19 protein-coding genes are annotated in these 20,938 nt (G+C 45.7%); 3 read left to right on the top strand and 16 right to left on the bottom strand.

Annotation, left to right across the window (positions count from 1 at the left end; translation table 11 throughout):
- Positions 1–53 precede the first annotated feature (53 nt).
- The 16 genes from MHB85_RS09080 to MHB85_RS09005 form a co-directional block, all read right to left on the bottom strand.
- Positions 54–308 (bottom strand): AbrB/MazE/SpoVT family DNA-binding domain-containing protein, encoded by a 255-nt coding sequence (locus MHB85_RS09080; RefSeq protein WP_036610032.1) that lies wholly within the window; start codon positions 306–308, stop codon positions 54–56.
- 167 nt (positions 309–475) lie between these two features.
- The gene (gene trmL / locus MHB85_RS09075; RefSeq protein ID WP_017689589.1) at positions 476–943 is read right to left on the bottom strand and encodes a tRNA (uridine(34)/cytosine(34)/5-carboxymethylaminomethyluridine(34)-2'-O)-methyltransferase TrmL; all 468 of its coding nucleotides are present in this window, start codon (positions 941–943) and stop codon (positions 476–478) included.
- A gap of 139 nt (positions 944–1,082) precedes the next feature.
- A complete protein-coding gene (gene serC, locus MHB85_RS09070; protein WP_105598007.1) occupies positions 1,083–2,171 on the bottom strand; it encodes a 3-phosphoserine/phosphohydroxythreonine transaminase in 1,089 nt (362 codons plus the stop codon).
- Between the two features lie 239 nt (positions 2,172–2,410).
- Positions 2,411–3,835, bottom strand: a complete 1,425-nt coding sequence (gene glnA / locus MHB85_RS09065; RefSeq protein ID WP_091014681.1) for a type I glutamate--ammonia ligase — start codon at positions 3,833–3,835, stop codon at positions 2,411–2,413.
- Between the two features lie 413 nt (positions 3,836–4,248).
- Positions 4,249–5,313 (bottom strand): 3-deoxy-7-phosphoheptulonate synthase, encoded by a 1,065-nt coding sequence (aroF, locus tag MHB85_RS09060; protein ID WP_036610039.1) that lies wholly within the window; start codon positions 5,311–5,313, stop codon positions 4,249–4,251.
- Between the two features lie 290 nt (positions 5,314–5,603).
- Complete coding sequence (locus MHB85_RS09055; RefSeq protein WP_076327038.1) at positions 5,604–6,557, bottom strand: 4-hydroxy-3-methylbut-2-enyl diphosphate reductase; 954 nt, start codon at positions 6,555–6,557, stop codon at positions 5,604–5,606.
- A gap of 67 nt (positions 6,558–6,624) precedes the next feature.
- Entirely contained in the window at positions 6,625–8,085 is a 1,461-nt protein-coding gene (locus MHB85_RS09050) for a sensor histidine kinase (protein ID WP_105598005.1), read from the bottom strand.
- A gap of 1 nt (position 8,086) precedes the next feature.
- Positions 8,087–8,776: a response regulator transcription factor gene (locus MHB85_RS09045; protein ID WP_091014684.1), complete on the bottom strand. Its 690-nt coding sequence runs from the start codon at positions 8,774–8,776 to the stop codon at positions 8,087–8,089.
- Between the two features lie 176 nt (positions 8,777–8,952).
- Positions 8,953–10,617, bottom strand: a complete 1,665-nt coding sequence (locus MHB85_RS09040) for a S1C family serine protease (protein ID WP_091014685.1) — start codon at positions 10,615–10,617, stop codon at positions 8,953–8,955.
- 148 nt (positions 10,618–10,765) lie between these two features.
- A complete protein-coding gene (locus MHB85_RS09035; protein ID WP_192134691.1) occupies positions 10,766–11,428 on the bottom strand; it encodes a response regulator in 663 nt (220 codons plus the stop codon).
- An 18-nt stretch (positions 11,429–11,446) separates the two neighbouring features.
- Positions 11,447–12,472 (bottom strand): HAMP domain-containing sensor histidine kinase, encoded by a 1,026-nt coding sequence (locus MHB85_RS09030; protein WP_091014695.1) that lies wholly within the window; start codon positions 12,470–12,472, stop codon positions 11,447–11,449.
- A 3-nt stretch (positions 12,473–12,475) separates the two neighbouring features.
- Positions 12,476–13,504: a cell wall-active antibiotics response protein LiaF gene (gene liaF, locus MHB85_RS09025; RefSeq protein ID WP_192134689.1), complete on the bottom strand. Its 1,029-nt coding sequence runs from the start codon at positions 13,502–13,504 to the stop codon at positions 12,476–12,478.
- A gap of 198 nt (positions 13,505–13,702) precedes the next feature.
- The gene (locus MHB85_RS09020; RefSeq protein ID WP_091014696.1) at positions 13,703–13,918 is read right to left on the bottom strand and encodes a hypothetical protein; all 216 of its coding nucleotides are present in this window, start codon (positions 13,916–13,918) and stop codon (positions 13,703–13,705) included.
- Between the two features lie 111 nt (positions 13,919–14,029).
- The gene (locus MHB85_RS09015) at positions 14,030–14,821 is read right to left on the bottom strand and encodes a 3D domain-containing protein (protein WP_341072795.1); all 792 of its coding nucleotides are present in this window, start codon (positions 14,819–14,821) and stop codon (positions 14,030–14,032) included.
- A 177-nt stretch (positions 14,822–14,998) separates the two neighbouring features.
- Positions 14,999–16,936, bottom strand: a complete 1,938-nt coding sequence (gene thrS / locus MHB85_RS09010; protein WP_091014697.1) for a threonine--tRNA ligase — start codon at positions 16,934–16,936, stop codon at positions 14,999–15,001.
- A gap of 414 nt (positions 16,937–17,350) precedes the next feature.
- A complete protein-coding gene (locus MHB85_RS09005; RefSeq protein WP_091014698.1) occupies positions 17,351–18,304 on the bottom strand; it encodes a putative sporulation protein YtxC in 954 nt (317 codons plus the stop codon).
- Positions 18,305–18,475: 171 nt separating this feature from the next.
- Here MHB85_RS09005 and MHB85_RS09000 point away from each other — a divergent pair, with 171 nt between their 5' ends.
- The 3 genes from MHB85_RS09000 to MHB85_RS08990 all read left to right on the top strand — a co-directional run bounded on the left by MHB85_RS09000 (position 18,476) and on the right by MHB85_RS08990 (position 20,912).
- On the top strand, positions 18,476–18,880 hold the full coding sequence (locus tag MHB85_RS09000) for a hypothetical protein (protein WP_091014699.1): 405 nt from the start codon (positions 18,476–18,478) through the stop codon (positions 18,878–18,880).
- Positions 18,881–19,174: 294 nt separating this feature from the next.
- A complete protein-coding gene (locus MHB85_RS08995) occupies positions 19,175–19,669 on the top strand; it encodes a cation:proton antiporter regulatory subunit (protein ID WP_192134686.1) in 495 nt (164 codons plus the stop codon).
- Between the two features lie 4 nt (positions 19,670–19,673).
- Positions 19,674–20,912, top strand: a complete 1,239-nt coding sequence (locus MHB85_RS08990) for a cation:proton antiporter (protein WP_036610060.1) — start codon at positions 19,674–19,676, stop codon at positions 20,910–20,912.
- Positions 20,913–20,938 lie beyond the last annotated feature (26 nt).

Below are 20,938 nucleotides of genomic sequence, written 5' to 3'. Positions count from 1 at the left end.
ATAATAAAACAAAAAAAACGCCACGGGGTCAATGGACCCCATGACGTTATTTCTTATCCGTGTTGTGGAAGCTGAGTCATTTCATCTAAACATTGTGCGCATATGTAACGCTCTTTGAACTCGTTGACTTCCTCGATGGATCCGCAGAAAATACATTTTGGACGATATCTCTCCAAGATAATATGGTCCCCTTGTACTAAGATTTCTACAGGATCTCCCTCATTCATTTGATACCTTTTACGCAAAGATTTAGGCAATACGATCCTACCTAATTGGTCAACTTTGCGAACTACTCCAGCTGGCTTCATAGCTACGGCACACCTCTCCTATCTTACTCTAAATTTCTAGGTACATTTGTACTATGTTTATAGATTCGCCAAGATTTTGTCGAATCCTGCTGGAAATAAACATTTTTTGTCCTTTTTTTTGAAAAATGTTTTTTTACCGAATTCTAGCCGTCATTTATAACCTCAATTTATCCTTCTAACCCCGGGAAATTGAGCTGGCGCAACGCTTCATATACAATAATTGCTGCCGAATTGGACAGATTTAATGATCTAACGTCACCAGTCATTGGCATTTTCATGCATGTATCGGGATTCGCAGCAATTAATTCAGGTGGCAGGCCTTTAGTCTCTTTACCAAACACGAGGAAATCTCCATCCTGAAAATTAAAATCACTGTATCGGTTCTTGGCCTTCGTAGTTGCGTAGAAGAAACGACCTTCCGGATATTTTTCCTGAACCTCAGCAAATGAGTCGTGGTATTCAATATGAACAGCATGCCAGTAGTCCAGCCCTGCACGTTTCAATGTAGCATCATCTGTTCGAAATCCAAGTGGACGTACGAGATGCAGATGGGTACCGGTTGCCGCACAAGTACGCGAAATATTGCCTGTGTTCGCCGGAATCTCTGGTTCAACCAGAACGATGTGTAAAGCCATATGTGTTCAATCTCCTTTTCATTTCATGTTGACGACAACCCTCTAATCTTAAAGAAAAGCCCTCCACACGTCAATGTGGAAGGCTCTGGTAAGACACAGGATTAGACACGAAGGTCCATTACACCGTACCTATACTTAATTATCCATTTATCTTCTGGAAGTGGCTCATAAAGTCTGTCAGTGCCTTAACACTCTCATAAGGAGCAGCATTATAAATGGAGGCACGGAGACCACCCACACTGCGATGTCCTTTCAGACCTACAAATCCTTCTTCCTCTGATGCCTTGATGAACTTTTTCTCCAGTTCCTCAGAAGCAAGACGGAAGGTTACATTCATCAGGGAACGATCTTCTGTTTCCACACAACCACGGTAGAAATCGCCGGAAGCGTCAATTGTGTTATAGAGCAATTCCGCTTTTTTCGTATTTTTTTGCTCAATACCAGCCAGTCCGCCCTGTTCTTCAATCCATTTCAATACTTCATTCACCATATATACCGAGAAGGATGGCGGCGTATTGTACAGGGAGTTGTTATCTACATGTGTGCTGTAACGAAGCATGGTTGGAATCGTTTTAGGCGAATCGCTCACCAGTTCCTCACGAGCAATTACAACCGTAATTCCGGATGGACCCAGGTTCTTCTGTGCACCCGCGTAGATCATGCCGAACTGATTAAGATCAAATGGTTTACAGAAAATATCACTCGACATGTCCGCAATCAGAGGTACTGAACCGGTATCCGGGAACGACTTGAATTGCGTACCTTCAATTGTTTCGTTGGAAGTCAGATGTACATAAGCCGTACGTTCTGGCAAACTCAGATTCGAAACGTCCGGCAATTTCATAAACTTCTCTGCTTCTGAAGATGCAGCAACATGTGTCTCGCCGATCAACTTCGCCTCAGACAGAGCCTTTTTGGCCCAGCTGCCAGTCATCACGTAACTTGCAGTCTGCCCTGCACCGAGCAGGTTCATTGGCAACATCGCGAACTGAGTGCTTGCACCGCCCTGCAGAAAGAGAACCTTGTATCCTTTTGGATTGCCTAGAAGCGACAACAAGCGCTCCTGAGCTTCATTATGTACAGACTCGTACACCGCTCCACGGTGAGACATCTCCATAATCGACATGCCTGTATTACGAAAATCTACAAATTCCGCCTGTGCACGCTCCAGTACCTCAAGTGGCAACGCCGCAGGTCCTGCATTAAAATTATACGCTCTTTTTGTCACAAAGTCCCCCGCCCTTTCCATCCGTAACTCTGACATATTAGGTGAATATTATCGCTATGATATCAGTATTCTCTATCTGCTTCAAGGGCAATATGCACTGAAGTGTTGAATTCAGGTCATCAAATTCCTTTATCACCCTGCAAAGTTAAAGCACTACATTGTTTAATTCAAGGAAAAGCCTCCGAGAGCGTGTCCCGGAGGCTTTAAGTTGGAACAAAAACTGTTCCGACCCCGACCGATTAGCAGTCGAAGTAGAGGCTGTACTCGTGCGGATGAATGCGAATCGCTACTGCTTTCGCTTCATCACGTTTGAGGTTGATGTAGTTTTCAATGAATTCTTTTGTGAATACGCCGCCTTCAGTCAAGAACTCGTTATCAGCTGCCAATGCATCAAGTGCTTCTTCGAGGGAAGCTGGCACACTGCGGATGTTTTCTTTATCTGCATCAGACAGGTCATAGATGTTTTTATCGAGCGGACCATATCCAAGCTCAGTTGGGTTGATTTTGCGTTTGATTCCATCCAGACCAGCCATCAACATTGCGGAGAATGCCAAGTATGGGTTAGCTGTGGAGTCTGGTGTACGGAACTCGATACGACAACCTTTTGGTGTCACAGCTGCAACCGGAATACGAACTGCTGCGGAACGGTTACCTTTGGAGTAAACCAGGTTAACTGGTGCTTCGTAACCAGGTACAAGACGTTTGAATGAGTTTGTACTAGGGTTAGTCAAAGCGATCAGTGCCGGAGCATGGTACAAGATACCTCCGATGTAGTGCAATGCCATTTCACTCAGGTTAGCATATCCCGCTTTGTCATAGAACAATGGGGAATCGCCATCAAAGATAGATTGGTGAACGTGCATTCCGCTACCATTATCACCGAACAATGGTTTTGGCATGAATGTTGCTACTTTACCATATTGACGTGCAGTGTTGTGCACGATGTATTTGTATGCAAGCAGGTTATCTGCTGTTTTCTTCAGTGTATCAAAACGGAAGTTGATTTCAGCTTGACCCGCTGTCGCCACTTCATGGTGATGACGCTCAATCGACAGGCCTGCTTCTTCCAAAAGGCGACACATTTCGCTACGAATATCTTGTTGTGTATCCACTGGCGCTACTGGAACATATCCACCTTTAGTGCGAACTTTGAAACCCAGGTTTCCGCCTTCTTCTTTGCGGTTAGTGTTCCATGAAGCTTCTTCGGAATCTACATAGTAAGAGGAGCTGTTCGTGCCGCTCTCATAACGTACATCGTCGAAGATGAAGAACTCGGATTCAGGTGCGAAGAATGCCGCTGTACCTACACCGCTCTCTTGCAAATAAGCTTCTGCTTTAACAGCGATGCTGCGTGGGTCACGCTCATAACGCTCGCCATCCGGAGTGAAGATATCACACATAACATTCAATGTAGGGTGTGCAGTGAACGGATCGACATAAGTCGCTTCAGGGTCTGGCATCATAACCATATCGGACTCTTCAATTCCGCGGAAACCTTGGATAGAAGAACCGTCAAAAGCTACTCCATTTGCGAACGTGTCTGCATCAACAGCCGAAGCTGGCAAGGAAATGTGATGTGCACGACCAGCTAAATCTACAAAACGAAAATCTACCCACTCGATGTTGTTCTCTTGAATTGATTTCAATACGTTTTCAACCGACATGTATTCGTCCTCCCAAATATTCCGAACATTAAACAACCCCACTAAGAAAATGTCTAAATTCGAATTTTTTTCTGTCGTCATTATAAATTTTAAAACCTGACATCGTCAATACTTATGTAAGGTATTTTTTGCGAGTATGTTAGCTATACTCACATTTTATAAATAACAAAAATTCATATAACAACTAGTTTCATATACATTTAACTGGTTTAATGCGGTAAAGCGACCCCTTTTTTATCCTAAATCATGGAAAAAACTTCACATCATAAATGTTTCTTATCACTATTGATTAATAAATACGTTCAAAACTGCAAAATATGCAAAAAACCGAGCATCTATCTGTTTCCGTTGCAATGAACGAGACCAGATGAGATGCCCGGATGATAATCCAGACCTTGACTATGAAATTCTTATTACACGCCTACACGTGCCGGGAAAAATTCTGCCGGTTGTTTGGCTGTGCTGAATGATTTACCCACGATTGGTGCCAATTTCTCCAGATCCTGCAACAGGTTGGCGAATTGGTCAGGGAACAAGGATTGCACACCGTCTCCTGTCATGGAGTTATCCGGATCGGTATGCATTTCAATGATCAGGCCATTGGCACCCGCAGCAACGGAAGCTTTTGTCATCGGTTCCACCAGTTCACGTCGTCCAGTACCATGGCTCGGGTCAGAAATAACCGGCAAATGGCTGAGAGACTGCAGAACAGGGATCGCGGACAGATCCAGCGTATTCCGTGTGTAGGATTCAAACGTACGAATACCACGTTCACACAGCATGACATTTGGGTTACCACCCGCAAGAATGTATTCAGCCGCATTCAACAATTCATCGTATGTCGCACTGAAGCCACGTTTCAACAATACCGGTTTGCCACACTCGCCCAATTTGCGGAGCAGGTCAAAGTTCTGCATGTTACGTGTACCTACTTGCAGAATATCTGCGTACTCGGCGCAAATATCCACATACTCAGGTGTCATGACTTCTGTAATGGTCAGCAGATCATGTTTCTTGCCTGCTTCCGCCATCATGATCAATCCCTCTACGCCCGTTCCCTGGAAGCTGTAAGGACCTGTACGCGGCTTGAATGCACCACCACGTAACACTTGCCCACCAGCAGCTTTCACAAGCCCCGCAATCTCATCAATCTGCGCAGCGGATTCAACTGCACATGGTCCACCCATGACGACAAGTTCTTTTCCGCCGATATCCACACCTTTGATGGAGATCACCGTATCTTCCGGATGGAAGTCACGGCTTGCCAATTTGTAGGATTTCGAGATTTTCACAACATTCTCGACACCTTTCATTTGGCGAAGATGCTCTTGCATTTTAGGTTCAACTTTGCCAATCAAACCAATGATAGTACGATCCTCTCCGCGAGAGATATGCACCTGAAGCCCTTCTTTTTCAATAACTGCAACGATATCCTGAATCTGTTCCTCCGGTGTAGCTTTGCCTGCAATAACGATCATATTAATTCCCATCCTTCCTTGTATGAGAGCACCATAATTTCTTAACGTGCGTCTGATTAAACATAAAAACTCTGTCGCGCTTAAACGCTTGTTCGCTTTTAAGCTTTTATCCGTTAAAGTGAATATACCATAGTTATCTTATTGCGTCAAGGTACACATTCCTTATCCATATACAAAAAGAATCCTGCTCCACAGGCTCCGACATTCGGATCTGCATAACAGGATTCTTCTCATTCACATCTCGTTTTTAACTCACATACACTTAGACTTACTTTTACATTTCCTTTGCCCTAAGGTGTACGTGTTTTTTCTCTAACTGGAGGCAACAGTTTGCTCATGTTCACGGTACGTTTGATCTCCCACGTCTCCGGCTTGTCATGTTCATACTGCTCCAGGTAAAGGATGACTTCCTTCGTGATCGGTGTTGGTGTTGATGCACCCGAAGTAACCGCCACCTTATTTACACCTTTGAGCCATTCTTGCTGAATCTCGGAAACATCAGATACACGGTAGGCCGTAACACCCGCAATCTCCTCCGACACTTGTGCCAGACGGTTAGAGTTATTGCTGCGAGGATCACCCACCACGATAACCAGGTCCGCTTGACCTGCCTGTTCCGCGACAGCTTCCTGACGAACCTGAGTTGCAAGGCAAATCTCATTATGAATCTCTGCGCCCGGAAACTTCTCTAGCAGACGGCTCATGATGTGTTTGATATCCCACTGGCTCATCGTGGTCTGATTCGTAATAAGGATTTTGCCTGGAGATACGTTCAGTTCTTCGATCTCTTCTTCCTTCTCGATCAGATGAACAAGATCTGGTGCAACACCAACGGCACCTTCTGGTTCAGGATGATTCCTTTTGCCGATATAGATGATCTGATAACCCTCTGCCGTCTTCTCCCGAATGAGATCATGGGTCTTGGTGACATCAGGGCATGTTGCATCCACTGTTGTCAATCCTTTGTCCCGTGCCAACTTGCGCACTTCAGGAGATACACCATGAGCTGTGAAAATAATCGTGCCACTCTCCACTTGGCTCAAAATATCCATCCGGTTCGGACCATCCAATGTAATAATACCTTCATCTTCAAAGGAATCCGTCACATGTTGGTTATGCACAATCATACCCAATATATAAATAGGTCGTGGTAAATCCAGATTGCGTGCCGCTTGACGCGCGAGCACCATCGCATCCACAACGCCGTAACAATATCCCCGCGGCGAAATTCGTAGTACTTCCACTTGGTTGCCACCCGCTTTCTTTCTCGGCAACGTTGCCGATGTAATTGCAGTCCTGTCTATTATACCTTTATTCGATAGGCGGAGCAAAGACAACCGGCAACCAGATAATAAAGGTGGTTCCTTCTCCACGTCTGGTCACAACCTCAACCGATCCATGGTGTTCCTCAATAATCCACTTCGCAATCGAAAGTCCCAGACCTATGCCCGGTGTAGCCCCGCGGGATTCGTCTGCCCGATAGAAGCGATCAAAGATGAACGGCACTTCGTCCCGATCCATCCCAATACCGGTGTCGCTGATGCGTAGTCCCACCTGACCTTTGTATAATACGGCATCCAGCGTCACAGAGCCTTCAGGTGTGTATTTAAACGCATTTTCAATGAAAATAAACAACATCTGTTGCAGATAGTCCTTGCTACCGTTCACATAAATGCCGTTAAGGATGGAAAAATCTCCTGGAAGCCAGTCTGCCTGACGATCCAGAAATTGTGCTCTGCGTGCCACTTCCTGTACGAGTATCTGCAGCGGGATCGGATTCAGTTCAATTTTCTGACCCGTATCCGCTCTCGCCAGCGATAACATGTCGCTGATCAGCCTGCTCATACGTTTTCCCTCGTCCGCCATGTCTTCAATGGCTTCCAGCGACATTTGCTTGACAGTCTCCTCATCCAGATTCGGTCGGTCGGTTCCCTCCTGATCCCACAGCTTCTTCAGGAAGTCTACGTTCCCGCGAATGGTGGTCAGCGGCGTACGCAGTTCATGCGATGCATCGGATACAAAGCGGCGCTGGGCAGCATTTGTCTCCTCCAAACCACGGAATGACAATTCTGTACGTTCAAGCATATTATTCACCGTTTCAATCAGACGCCCAATCTCATCCTTCGGCCCAGCATATTGAATACGTACACTTAAGTCATCTCCAGATTGAATCTGATTGGCGGCATCAATGACAGTCACGAGCGGACGCATCGACTTGCGGGCCAGCACAAGGCCTGAGGTTATAGCCAATGCCATCGCTACCAGCCAGCCAAAAACTAAAATATTAAGCAACGCTTCCAGCAAGCGCTCTTGTGAACTTACATTCGCACCAACCTGAAGAATTCCACGTACTTCATTGGTTCCCTGAAGAGAAAGGGGGAGCTGATTCACCAGAAACGGCGTTCCATCCACATAGATCTTGGATATGCCTCGCTTTTTAAGTATCTCATTGGCTTTTAATACCGGAAACTGAATCTGCAGTTTCTCCATATTACCCGAAATTCTGCCTGAGCGACTCTGATAATCCCAGAGTTGAATATAGATTTGTGCCTCCTGAAGCTGACTCTCTGTAAATGGGTCCAGATCCAACGACTGTGAAAGAGGATTAACACCGATCTGCTCCGTAATCCGGGTACTCTTCACTTTCAGTTGCTGTTCGACTTCCTGATAGGAGTTAAAATACACAAAGGCATAGATTACAACGCCCCAAAAAATAAGCACAGCCGCCAAAATGCCAGAATACCATGCGGTTAGTCTTAACCGGATGGACATATCAGGAGTCACCTCTCAGGATATAGCCGGCTCCCCGGATGGTCTGGATTAGACGCTTGCCACCGTATTCTTCGGTCTTCTGTCTGAGCATGGCAATGTACACTTCGAGCACGTTAGATTCGCCGCTGTAATCATAACCCCAGATTTTATCCATAATCAGATCGCGAGATAGGACCCGTCTTGGATTTTGCATGAACAGATTCAACAGCTCGAATTCTTTGGCAGTCAGCTCCAGACGCTGCCCATCTCGCAAAACTTCGCGTGAGTCATTGTCCAAAATGATATCTTCATACATTAAGCGGTTGTCCGGCGTGCCCCCACTATCAGACTTTCGGCGGAGCAATGCGCGGACACGTGCCAATAATTCTTCCAGCGCAAAAGGTTTTACAAGGTAGTCATCGGCTCCTGTGTCCAGTCCGGTCACCCGGCTCTGTACTTCATCCTTGGCCGTCAGCATTAGCACAGGCACTTTGCTGCCTGCTTCTCTCAATCTGCGACATACCTCAAATCCGTCAATCTGCGGCATCATCACATCCAGCACAACGATGTCCGGTTCCTTGTCCATCAGTTTGCTGAGGCCTTCGGCTCCATTGGAAGCCGTCTGTACCTCATATCCTTCAAAAGCCAGCCCCCGGCGAAGCATGGACACAATTTTTTCGTCATCATCGACAATCAAAATAGTTGAGCGCATGGTGGTCTTTCTCCTTTTTCCTAACGTTTTATCCCATTGTAACAGGCAGAAGCACAATCTGCATCTTCAAGTAGGCGGTCTCCAATCCGTACTGGTCCATTGTAACCTTGCTCAATCAGGGCAAAAAAACGGAAGGGCCTTCAATCCCTTCCGTTCTGTTAATCCTTGCCCGATATTTATGGTTGCTGCTGTTGTGTATCTGTTGTTTGTGAAGTATCAAAATCATTTTTGTTGCCGATTTTGATTTTCAGATCCATTTTCTTACCATCACGCACCACATTCAGTGTAACTTCACTGCCGATTTCCTGTTTCTTGATAAAATCAATCAGATCCTGACTTGTGGCGTACGGCGTACCGTTGGCACCTGTGATGATGTCATATGCACGAAGATCTGCTTGGTAAGCCGGTGATTGGAAGATCGTGCTGGCTACCACTGAACCTTCGGTAACATCTGTTCCCATTTGTTTAGCAACTTCAGGCGTAAGAGCCATCAGAGACGCGCCGATAAATGGTACTGGCTCTTTGGGAACTTCTTTGTTCTCTTTGAGATATTTAACGGCTTCAGAGATGACGCTCGATGGGATTGCAAAACCAATTCCCTGTGCATCTGCGCTTACTGCAACGTTCATTCCGATAACTTCCCCATTCAGGTTAAGCAACGGACCACCGGAGTTACCCGGATTAATCGAAGCATCGGTTTGCAGCAAATGGCTGTACTCACGTGTTTTTCCTGTTTCTTCATCTGGAATGCTGATTGTACGTTCTTTGGCACTCAGTACACCTGCTGTAACGGTGTGTTCAAATCCTTCCGGGTTACCAATAGCTACAAGCCATTCACCGACTTGGGTACTGTTGGAATCACCCAGTGGAGCTACAGGGAACGCATCGTCACCACTGTTTTTCTCAATTTTCAATACAGCCAAATCCAGATCAAAGCTGCTTCCCAGCAGTTTAGCTTCATAAGGCTTGCTGTTGTTCTCCAGGGTTACCTGGATTACGTCTGCACCCTGAACAACGTGTTGATTCGTCAGGATATATCCTTCTTTGTCAAAAATGAACCCGGAACCAATGCCCATAGGTACAAGCTGATTACTACTTTGTGGTTGCTGGCTTTGGCCTTGATTGCCTTCCGTTCCACCGCCATTACCAAAGAAGTATTGGTACAACGGATCACTTGTGTTTGATCCACCCTGACCCAATCCTGTACGTGAGGACTGCTTCGCGAGTGTTTCGATTTTGACGACTGCTGGACTTGTACTCGTCACTACGGAAGAAACATCTTCTTTGCCTGTTGGCAGTAACGACGCTGTGACATTGTTGCCTCCGCCTGTGTTTGTGGATGCTTCCTGTCCTGAACTTTGATTGTCCGTGTTCGTAAGTGCCGTCTCCGGTGTGAACATGTTTGTTCTGTCAGCTGTGTACATGAGAACGGTGATGACCAGCATACCGGCAATAAAGGAAAATAGAAGTGATCTTACGGAAGAACGCGGTTTGCGGTTATTATAGTTCCAGTTGCCTTTGCCGCCATTCCCTTGATCTCCACCGTTACCTGAGCCGTTTCCACCGCCTGCTGATGATCTCTTCGCTTGTTCAGATGATTCACTATTATAGTAAGTAGGTACGGGTCTCACCGGATCAGGTTTTGTAATCTCTACATTTCCTTCTTCACGTTGATTATTGCTTCCCATGTGATTTGCTGTATCTTCCTGATTCACGGACTGAAAAGGTCCATAAGAATAATAATAGGAGGATTCGTCCGTTCCGGAAGAATTGCGGTTCTCCGTTTGTTTGGTTTCGTTTTCCTCGTCTTGACGGTTCGATCTATAGTTGCGTTCGTCCATGCCTCTCTACCTCCCAATCTCTTATTCCCAAGAGATATTCTTTAACTGTCCTTATTTTGTACTTTAAACCTTAACCGTACCTTAAAAACAATTAAAAAGGAGATAAAAGCACGTAAGAATAGACTCTGTTCCCCGTCACGACAGCATTTTACCCTTTCGTTTTCACCCAACCCTGACGATGCGCATAGATGGCCAATTGTGTACGATCGTCCATTTCACATTTCATCAGCAGGTTACTTACATGTGTTTTGACGGTTTTGATACTGATATGTAATTCTTCTCCGATATCTTTGTTGGTCTTTCCCTCTGCAATAAGCAGCAGCACTTCCTTCTCCCGTTCAGTCAGACCGGATTCACTCTCTCTTGCTGTACGTTGTCTGATTCCCCGGGTTAACGCCTGCGACACATCACCTGTCATAACAGGCATGCCTCTATAGGCCCCTTGCAGAGCATAGATCAGTTCTTCAGCAGAGACTGTCTTCAGTACATAACTTACCGCACCCGCTTCAATCGCTTGCACAACCAGATCATCCTCCAGGAAACTGGTGAGCATTACAATTTTCATCCCTGGAAATTCAGTCATGATGGCTTTTGTTGCTTCAGCGCCATTCATTATCGGCATCATCAGATCCATCAGGATCAGGTCCGGCATTTCACTATCATTTAACTTACGTAACTGATCAAGCGCATCCTTCCCGTGGCCCGCTTCTCCCATCACATGAAAAGTTGGTTCCAGCATCAGATATGTTTTCAACCCCATGCGCACCATATCATGGTCATCCACAATCATCACGTTTACTTTACCACTCATTCAGTCTCCCCCTCTGGTTCACTCAGGAACGTTCGGGAATTTCGGGATCAATACCCGCACCGTCGTTCCCGCTCCCGGTTTCGATATAATCTGAACTTGCCCCCCAAGCTTCTCCGCCCGTTCACGCATGGTAGATAACCCGTATGAACCCGGACGCTCCGCTTGCTGCAAAAATCCCTGACCATCATCGCTGATGCTCATGCTAATCTGATGTTCACTTTCCCGTATGGACAGACTGACCACCCCTGCCTCTGCATGCTTCACGACATTGGCAACTGCCTCCTGAATAACAAGAAACAGCTGGTGCTCAATGGCATCCGAGATTCCGCCATCCAGTTCCAGCTCTTTAACACCTTTAAGACCATTCTGCCTGCAATAATCAGGAAACCAGCTATCCAGTGCTGCGGTGAGGTCACGCCCTTCCAGCTCCACCGGTCGAAGCTGAGCAATCAGTCCTCGCATCTGACGCTGTGCAATATGTGACATCTGGATTAACTGGTCCAGTACTTTACCACCATGTTCCGGATTCATCTCCAGCAGACGAGGTAAAGACGAAGCCGACATATGCATGGCAAACAGCTGCTGGCTAACCGTGTCATGGAGGTCCCTTGCCATTCGTTTGCGCTCTTCAAGCACAGCCTGCTCCGAAGCTTGCTCCTTCTCAATGACTTCCTGCTCACCGAGACGCTGAAGCAGTCTCATCTTTTTCTCAATCGAATCCATCATGACATTGAACTCCTGGTAGACACGACCAAACGAAGCGTCATCCGCTTCAGGCATGCGCACCGCCAGATTACCCTTGGACACTTTCAACATGTTGAGATCAAGCAGGTCGATCTTGCGCTGAAGTCGTAATGCAGCGATATATCCGGTGATAACGGTGGCCAGCACAACAACGGCCACATAGGTCCATGCCCGCTGACGACCAGCCCCCATCAACACCTCTCCATACAATAGATAGAATCCGCCCAGCGTAATCAGACCAGTTAGCGCAAAATACATCATCAGTTCCCATTTATTAGCTTTGAGAATTGTTCGAATCATGCGTTAACCCACCTTATTCACTTTGACGTCTCCGATAAACACACTTACAATAATCCGTACCTTTTTGCTTGCTTCATGGTAATGGGCAGTTTCAGCCTGGGCACTACTCAGGAATCCGCCACGTTTCTGGTTCAACAGTGACATATCTCCAATGAAGGAATTTGTCGTCACCGTCACACCCAGATCCATATCTTCTGGAACAAATACTTTCACATCCCCAATAAATGAAGAAATAACAATCTTTGTCTCACCGTATGGAATCTGTGCTTTGGTCAAATCAATTACGGTATCTCCGATAAAAGCCGAGATGTTCATTGGTTTTAACGAGAAAACTTCCTGCCCCATGTACAGATCCCCGATGAAAGCCGATTTGTTAATGGTATTGCCATTGCCATAATCCCCATAACCATTTCCGTAGCCATCATCATAATGTTCTCCATATCCGGTATCATTAGAGTTATACGATTGATGTTTCTTCTTATATTGATGCTCTTGTGATGATGAATCCGTTGATCCTGTGAAATGAGGGCCATGTGCATCATTCTTCTGTTCCTGTTTTGGTTTGCCAAATGTTTTCTCGAACTGTTCGTCAAACGATGACGGCATCTCCAGATCCTCCGGAGCCAACGGTTTATAAGGTTGCTCAGGTGCTGGAGGTGGCTGCATCTTGTCATGATGTTTCCGATCACGACGTCGTGGCCCAATCAGTACAAACAATCCTCCGCCAATCAGCATAACCGGGATCAGATAACGAATGAACTCTCCCATGGAGTAATCAATCCATCCCAGGTTACGGGCAAGAAAGTAACCACCAATCGCCAGTACAATTACGGGTCCAATAAAGGCGTAACCCCCGTTGCGACGAATCTCGGAGATTCCTTTGACCCCCCACCAGATTAGAAATAACGGCCAATATGTTCTGAAAATATATCCTACATCAATGTCATATCCCAATTGTCTGAACAAGATCATCGCACCAATAGCAATAAGAGGTATGCCAACCCACCAGCGGTCACGCGTCGATCGTTTCATCACCCATGTCTCCTTTGTCTGTATTATGTATCCAGTGTAACTCAGACAAGACAATGAGAACAGCGGCGGCAGGTGGAATTCATCTCGGTCTCGAGACTGAGATGGGAGGATATTAATGTAAAAAACTTCGCATATGTAAAACACCCCGGAGCTGGTGCTCCAGGGTGCTGAATCATCATTTGATTAATGAATCTTCAATTATTTTTTGTATTTTGATGCTTTGCCTTGACCTTGGCCAGTTTGGCCTGTGTTTTCTACACCGAACTCGGCATTGTATTTTTCATCAGGTGTTTGGAAATTATCTTGTACTTTGTTTTGAGCGGATTGCTTCACTTTTGCTGCTGCATTCTCTTCTCCAAACTCTGCATTGTACTTCTCGTTTGGCGTTTGGAACCCTTGTGATTTTTTAGCCACAACGAATCACCTCTCTCTTCATATTTACGATGCATTGCTGCACCGCGGGGTTCGTCCCCAGTCAGTATTATGTGGAGAGAGCACTTCAGTTATTCATTTGACCATGTGAAATTAAATGGCCTTGTCCAACCACGAATCCGGTACGGATTTGTACACGTCGATTGCATCGGCCAACTCGCTGAGCATCTTTTCTGTACACTTTCCAGCGCCTTGCCTGATCACCTGTACCTCCACATCCTTTTTGCCCCACTCTTTGTACACTTGCTTGGTTGTCGGGAAATACAGATCGATTTTATTGCCTTTGATCGCTGAACCAGTATCTGCAACAATTCCGTAACCATAGCCCGGAATGTACAGAATGGAACCCATCGGGAACAATTTTGGATCAGCTGCAATCGTGGAAACTGTTTCTTTATCACGACGTACTTTTACACCAGAATACGTAATTCCGTATTGAGGATGTTTTGGTCCTTTTCCTGTAGACTCTACACCTGCCGTATATCCCGTTGCTGTAACCTTTTGTGTACCCAGGATTTGTTCTGACCGCGGAGCAAGCACCGGCATAGACGGATCTGCCACTTGTTTCTCTGGAAGCTCACGTCTTGGAATGACCATTGGTTGTGGTGACCACAATAAAGCCATATACACCATGGTAGTCAGCTGGGCCTCATCGCTGTATTGATGGCTGACCTGTTCTGGAAATTTTTGATCAGACTTGTTCGAAGTTTCATTAATCAGGACTTCACTGCCGCTGCTCTGACTCTCGACATGCAGTACTGTACTTTCCTCTTCAAATGTATAGGCATCCGCCTGATTCAGGTTAATCATCATCCCGGCGAACATCGCACAGCTAACCAATAAACCCCGTATATGTTTCTTTTGAATTGAGAATTGCTTTTTCATTGTATAACCTCCCCCTCACTGCAAAGGTTTTCCAAAAAGCAATTAATCTATACTTTTTACTGCAAACACTACGAAAAAACGCCTGAATAACATAGGTCAATCCCATGTTATCCAGGCGTTATGCAGAGTGATCAGCACAATTTATGCACTGGTTATCTAATAGATCATTTGTTCATTTTATACCAAACGTGTTGCAATTTCTTCTTTCAGTTGAGCGATAATTTCATCGACCGGTTTCATGCCCAAATCGCCTTCTCCACGCTTACGTACGGATACTGCTTCTGCATTACGCTCATTCTCACCGACAACAAACATATAAGGCATTTTCTCAAGCTGCGCCTCACGGATTTTATATCCAAGCTTCTCATTCCGCAGATCGGCTTCCGCAGAGATTCCCGCACGTTTCAGCTTCGCTTCCACTTCACGCGCATAATCGTCGAAGTTTCCGGATACCGGGATCACTTTTGCCTGTACCGGAGACAACCACAATGGGAAAGCTCCTGCAAAGTTTTCCAGCAAGAATGCTGTGAAACGTTCCATTGTACTAATTACACCCCGGTGAATAACAACCGGACGATGTTTCTGTCCGTCATCTCCCACATATTCAAGTTCAAAGCGCTCAGGCAACAGGAAGTCCAGTTGAACTGTAGACAATGTCTCTTCTTTGCCCAGGGCTGTTTTGATCTGAACATCCAGTTTCGGACCGTAGAACGCCGCTTCACCTTCAGCTTCATAGAAAGGAAGGTCAAGTTCTTCCACAACTTCACGCAGCATGCGTTGGGACATCTCCCACATCTCGTCGTTCTGGAAGTATTTCTCGGTATCCTTCGGATCGCGATAGGACAGACGGAAACGGTATTCGTTAATACCGAAATCCTTGTACACGGTTTGAATCAACTCGATAACACGAGCGAACTCTTCTTTGATCTGATCCGGGCGTGCAAAAATGTGTGAGTCGTTCAGTGTCATTGCACGTACGCGGTGCAGACCTGTTAATGCCCCCGACATTTCATAACGGTGCATCATACCAAGCTCTGCAATACGGATTGGCAGATCACGGTAGCTGTGCATGCTGGACTTGTACACCATCATATGGTGAGGACAGTTCATTGGACGGAGAACGAGTTCCTCGTTATCCATAACCATTTTTGGGAACATATCTTCCTGGTAGTGCTCCCAGTGGCCAGATGTTTTGTACAATTCCACGTTACCTAGAACCGGTGTGTATACATGCTGGTATCCCAGGCTTTCTTCCAGATCCACAATATAACGCTCCAGAGTACGGCGCAGCTTCGCACCGTTAGGCAACCAGATTGGCAGGCCTTGACCGACCAGTTGGGAGAATGTGAACATTTCCAGCTCTTTACCTAACTTACGGTGATCCCTTTTGCGAGCTTCTTCGAGGAAGTGCAGATGCTCGTCCAGCTGTGCTTTTTTCACAAAAGCCGTACCATAGATACGTTGAAGCATTTTGTTTTTGCTATCTCCACGCCAGTAAGCACCCGCTACATTCATCAGTTTGAACACTTTGATTTTGCTAGTTGATGGTACGTGAGGACCACGACACAAGTCGAAGAATTCACCTTGCTCATAAATCGTAATCACGCTGTCCGCTGGCAAATCACGAATCAACTCAAGTTTGTAAGGATCGCCCACTTCTTCGAACGTTTTGATCGCGTCCTCGCGGCTAACTTCCTTACGTACAATTGGCAAGTTCTCATTCACAATACGTTCCATTTCCTTCTCGATCTTTTGCAGATCTTCAGGATTGAGCGCATGTTCGAGGTCCATATCATAGTAGAAACCATCTTCAATGACAGGGCCGATACCGAGGCGTACCTCTTTGTTACCATATAAACGTTTCACTGCTTGAGCCATCAAGTGAGCTGTACTATGACGCATCACTTCAAGTCCTTCTGGTGAATCCAGAGTTACGATCTCCACCAATGCTCCCTCATGAAGTGTTGTGGACAAGTCCACCACGATACCATCCAACTTGCCGGCTACGGCATTTTTGCGCAATCCGCTGCTAATTGAAGCGGCTACGTCCTCAATCGTGCTGCCATCCGCGTACTCACGTACCGAACCATCCGGTAATTTAATGTTCACTGCCATTTGTCTCATTCCTCCTGTTAATGTAACCTTCGTGTCCAGATATTTATGGACTGATTATCTATTGCTATTCCAGTCATTTTGCAAAGGAACGCAAAAAACACCCGTCCCGGCAAAGGGACGAGTGATATATACTCGTGGTTCCACCCTAATTCAGCTGATTCATCCATATTCGGAAATACAGCCCTCATTGGCATGACGATAACGGGCATGACCCGGCAGATCCTTACTCGCGGATAATCCCAATAAAGGCGATATTCTAACTCCACTTTCAAAATTGCAGCTACAAAGGGGTAAACCATACGTGATATCCGGAGGAAATTTCAGCCTTGGTTCCTCTCTCTGCACCGATCTTGCGTGTGGTTGTTGTCTTTGTCAACGCTTTTGGTTCAATGGTTCACATAAAAAATTCATGGATCAACAGTTATTATAATTGCCGAGATCACTTGCGTCAAGACCTGTCAACAATCCTGAGCGCAGCACTTCGCATTCCGGGCAATGATGACATATTTGCACTTTGTCTTCAAAGATCTGGCATATGGTCGAGATGATTGGCAGATCCGGGGTGCTTGTATGGAGCATGACCTTCTCAGGAGAGATGGAGATGAGTGTACTTACAATCATATCTTCGATATCCATCTCCAGTTCCAGACCCGGCATTTCAACAACAACCTGTTCATCCTTTTGCACGGGTAACAGATTAAGTCCAGCATCCAGCACCTGAAATTCATGCATTCCCTTGTGTACAAGATGAACCAGAGGTACTTTGGCTTCTTGAAAAAACACAAAATATTTTAACAGTCCCATAAACTCTTCATACTGCCGATCCATCCAAAATTCATCCAGCGCATACTCCACTAACTCCTGAAGTTCCTGCTTATATGGCCGTATACGGAAATTGATAATGCCTTCAAGGTGAAAAAAGTGAACATCCTCCAGATCCTGCCGTAGTCCACTGGCTAACGTAGTACGGCGGCGCTCCCGAAGTCCGGGCTGATCCAGATCACCATTTAATAGAAGTGGCATGCAGATTCGATTGACCTTTTCCACTTCATGCTCATCCATGACAGAACACGCCTTGGCGATCATATCCTCCACCATGCTCCGTTCTTGTGTCTCCATAATGAAGTCGGCGAGTCCAAGGGAGAGCAGATCACTGATCCGGGGAAGCCATTGCTGGAAGTCTTCGTGATTCTCATTCCCTCTGCACACCCAGGTTGCTCTTCCATCATTATGTTTGAAGGTGAGCCGAAATCCTCTTTTACTTATATGTAAACCTTTGGTTTTTTCCTTGACACAACGATAAAATTGATCCGCTTCCTCTTGCCCCGATACATCGGTCCATACAGCAAACAGTTCCACAAGAATCACTCCTTTCCTTCCTGTTCAAAGTATATGGCAAGGCCGATGGGGATATACGAAGCGGATTGATGGAAAGCGTGTCATGATTTCTCAGTATATTATGAAGAGGTTTGGAGTTAAGACAAAAATGTGTTATTATTTTAATAACAGTATGTTTCACGGGAAAGGAGGGAAGCCAAAATGAGACAACAACCTAGAATACTCCACTACACTATCATTATCATTTTGTGCGTTTTCCAAGCCTTGTGCTTCCCTATTCCAATGCAGACCGAATCTGCCGTTGGGGTGTCTGTAGAAGCAACTTCCAACAAGGAAGTGCTGTTGCAAATACCCGAATCCCAGCAGAAATCTGTCATTCGCAAATACCCACAAGTCATGTCCAAGCTGATTGCGGTTACGCATAATAAGCCTGTCTTTCTTGTCCTCGCATTGTTATTGATGCTGCGAATCCCTACAACGGGTCTGTCCTTTAAACCGTGGTATTGTCTGTTTAAACGCAAATTATTTCTGCTACCTATTAAGTTTACCAGCATGTATGTATCCCTCACCCCTATAGCACCTAAGTACGTGAACGCTCTTCACTAGCCGTTGCGACGTATTTACAGGTTGCTTTTGCATGGAGACACCTCTGTATTTAAAGACGGTGTGCTTGTGCATAACTTATAACCCTTTTAGCACACGTTAGATAAACCCATGTTTATAACAGTACCTATTTTTGTTGTACCCACACCGACAAATTCAAATCATATGGCTGTGTCAGGAATTTCTGGCTCTGTTTACCCGTATCTTTTGATGTTCCCTTGAGCAGCAGATTAATCATTTTCGGGAAATAAGCCTGTCTTCTGTGGCCAGCCCCTAATTATAAGGAGGCAACAATCCATGGATGTACGCGAAACAGACTTGCCGGGAATCGGCAAAAAATTTCAGATTGAAACAAGCAGCGGTGATAAAATTGTCATTATTATTCACGATGACGGTCGCCGGGAAATGTACCACTTTGAGTATGATGATCCCGATCAAAGCATCTCGATGATCACACTTGACGATTACGAAGCACGACAGATTGCTGCTATTGTTGGCGGATTAACTTACAAACCAAAGCAGCTTGAAAATATTGAAGTAACGTTTAACGACCTGATTATCGAGTGGTACAAAATCGAACCCTCCTTCGGAAGTATCGGTAAATCCATCGGTGAATTGGACGTACGTCAAAACTCTGGGGCAACGGTTATCGCCGTTGTAGAGAAAAATCACAAAAAACATATCAGCCCAGGTCCGGAGGTAGTTATCAGTGCAGAATCCACGGTGGTAGCCGTTGGCGAACGCAATCAGCAGAAACTGTTTAAATCCCTCCTCCTGACTGGAAGGGGGTAAATAGATGGATCATTTGATATTCGAAGTAGGTCTGGCCCTTGTTCTCATTGCAGCAGCCGGCCTTTTATCGGCAAAACTAAGATTTTCGGTCGTTCCATTTTATATTCTGATCGGGATGGCCGTGGGGCCACATGCCATGAAAATCTGGCATCTGGACTTCCGTTTTATTGAGAGTCAGCCTTTTATTGAATTTATGGGTCGGATCGGTATCCTGTTCCTTCTCTTCTACCTTGGACTTGAATTCTCGGTAGGTCGTTTAATTAAATCGGGTCGCTCTATTGCAGTTGGCGGCTCGATCTACATCGGCATTAACTTTACGCTGGGATTAATATTCGGTTTTGTGTCCGGTTTCCCAGTTGCAGAAGCACTTATTATCGCAGGTATAACTACCATCTCTTCCAGTGCCATTGTGGCCAAGGTACTCGTTGATTTGAAACGAACGGCCAATCCGGAAACAGAGATGATATTGGGTATTATCATGTTCGAAGATGTATTCCTCGCTGTATATATCTCGATCTTGTCCGGACTTGTGCTTAGTGATTCATCCTCCATCGGAGGCGTCATCATGTCTGCACTTATTGCCCTCGGATTCATGCTTATCGTGATTATCCTTGGACGCAAAGCAACACCGCTACTAAACAAATTGCTTAAAATTCGCTCGAATGAGCTATTCTCTCTCGTTGTATTCGGAGCCTTGTTCCTGGTAGCTGGTTTCTCTGAAACTATTCATGTTGCCGAAGCGATTGGTGCATTACTGGTTGGTCTGGTGCTTGCTGAAACAGAACATGCAAAACGGATTGAGCACTTGATTCTACCGTTCCGTGACTTCTTCGGAGCCATCTTCTTCTTCAGCTTTGGATTGTCCATTGATCCGTTGTCCTTGGGTGGCGATGCCGTATGGTTAGCTCTGATTGCAGTTGTTATTACATTGTTCGGTAACTTCCTGGCGGGTATGCTGGCCGGGCGCAGTGCAGGACTATCACCCAAAGCATCGGCGAATATTGGATTAACCATTGTGTCACGGGGTGAGTTTTCCATCATCTTGGCCAACATGGGTAAAGCCGGGGGACTGTTACCAATGATTCAACCGTTTGCCGCGCTGTATGTCCTAATTCTGGCCATTCTGGGTCCTTTATTAACCAAAGAGTCCAAACATGTATTCCGTTTATTGGATAAAATATTCAAGTTCAAAGATCCTCGGAAAAAGAAAGAAGAACCAAAGGTGCTGCAGAAAGAAGGATAACACCTATGTCTGTACAGAACAGACAT

Source organism: Paenibacillus sp. FSL K6-4396 (genome assembly GCF_038002525.1).
Taxonomy (GTDB): Bacteria; Bacillota; Bacilli; order Paenibacillales; family Paenibacillaceae; genus Paenibacillus; species Paenibacillus amylolyticus_B.
Note: the sequence above shows the minus strand (reverse complement) of the source record. Positions and strands in the feature narration are given on the sequence as shown.

Bases quoted from the DNA above. Each gene is read 5' to 3' on its own strand.
- liaF (WP_192134689.1), bottom strand. From the start codon at position 13,504: ATGAAACGATCGACGCGTGACCGCTGGTGGGTTGGCATACCTCTTATT.
- MHB85_RS09040 (WP_091014685.1), bottom strand. From the start codon at position 10,617: ATGGACGAACGCAACTATAGATCGAACCGTCAAGACGAGGAAAACGAA.
- MHB85_RS09050 (WP_105598005.1), bottom strand. From the start codon at position 8,085: ATGTCCATCCGGTTAAGACTAACCGCATGGTATTCTGGCATTTTGGCG.
- aroF (WP_036610039.1), bottom strand. From the start codon at position 5,313: ATGATCGTTATTGCAGGCAAAGCTACACCGGAGGAACAGATTCAGGAT.
- MHB85_RS09015 (WP_341072795.1), bottom strand. From the start codon at position 14,821: ATGAAAAAGCAATTCTCAATTCAAAAGAAACATATACGGGGTTTATTG.
- trmL (WP_017689589.1), bottom strand. From the start codon at position 943: ATGGCTTTACACATCGTTCTGGTTGAACCAGAGATTCCGGCGAACACA.
- thrS (WP_091014697.1), bottom strand. From the start codon at position 16,936: ATGGCAGTGAACATTAAATTACCGGATGGTTCGGTACGTGAGTACGCG.
- MHB85_RS08990 (WP_036610060.1), top strand. From the start codon at position 19,674: ATGGATCATTTGATATTCGAAGTAGGTCTGGCCCTTGTTCTCATTGCA.
- glnA (WP_091014681.1), bottom strand. From the start codon at position 3,835: ATGTCGGTTGAAAACGTATTGAAATCAATTCAAGAGAACAACATCGAG.
- MHB85_RS09045 (WP_091014684.1), bottom strand. From the start codon at position 8,776: ATGCGCTCAACTATTTTGATTGTCGATGATGACGAAAAAATTGTGTCC.
- MHB85_RS09080 (WP_036610032.1), bottom strand. From the start codon at position 308: ATGAAGCCAGCTGGAGTAGTTCGCAAAGTTGACCAATTAGGTAGGATC.
- MHB85_RS09000 (WP_091014699.1), top strand. From the start codon at position 18,476: ATGAGACAACAACCTAGAATACTCCACTACACTATCATTATCATTTTG.
- MHB85_RS09030 (WP_091014695.1), bottom strand. From the start codon at position 12,472: ATGATTCGAACAATTCTCAAAGCTAATAAATGGGAACTGATGATGTAT.
- MHB85_RS08995 (WP_192134686.1), top strand. From the start codon at position 19,175: ATGGATGTACGCGAAACAGACTTGCCGGGAATCGGCAAAAAATTTCAG.
- MHB85_RS09035 (WP_192134691.1), bottom strand. From the start codon at position 11,428: ATGAGTGGTAAAGTAAACGTGATGATTGTGGATGACCATGATATGGTG.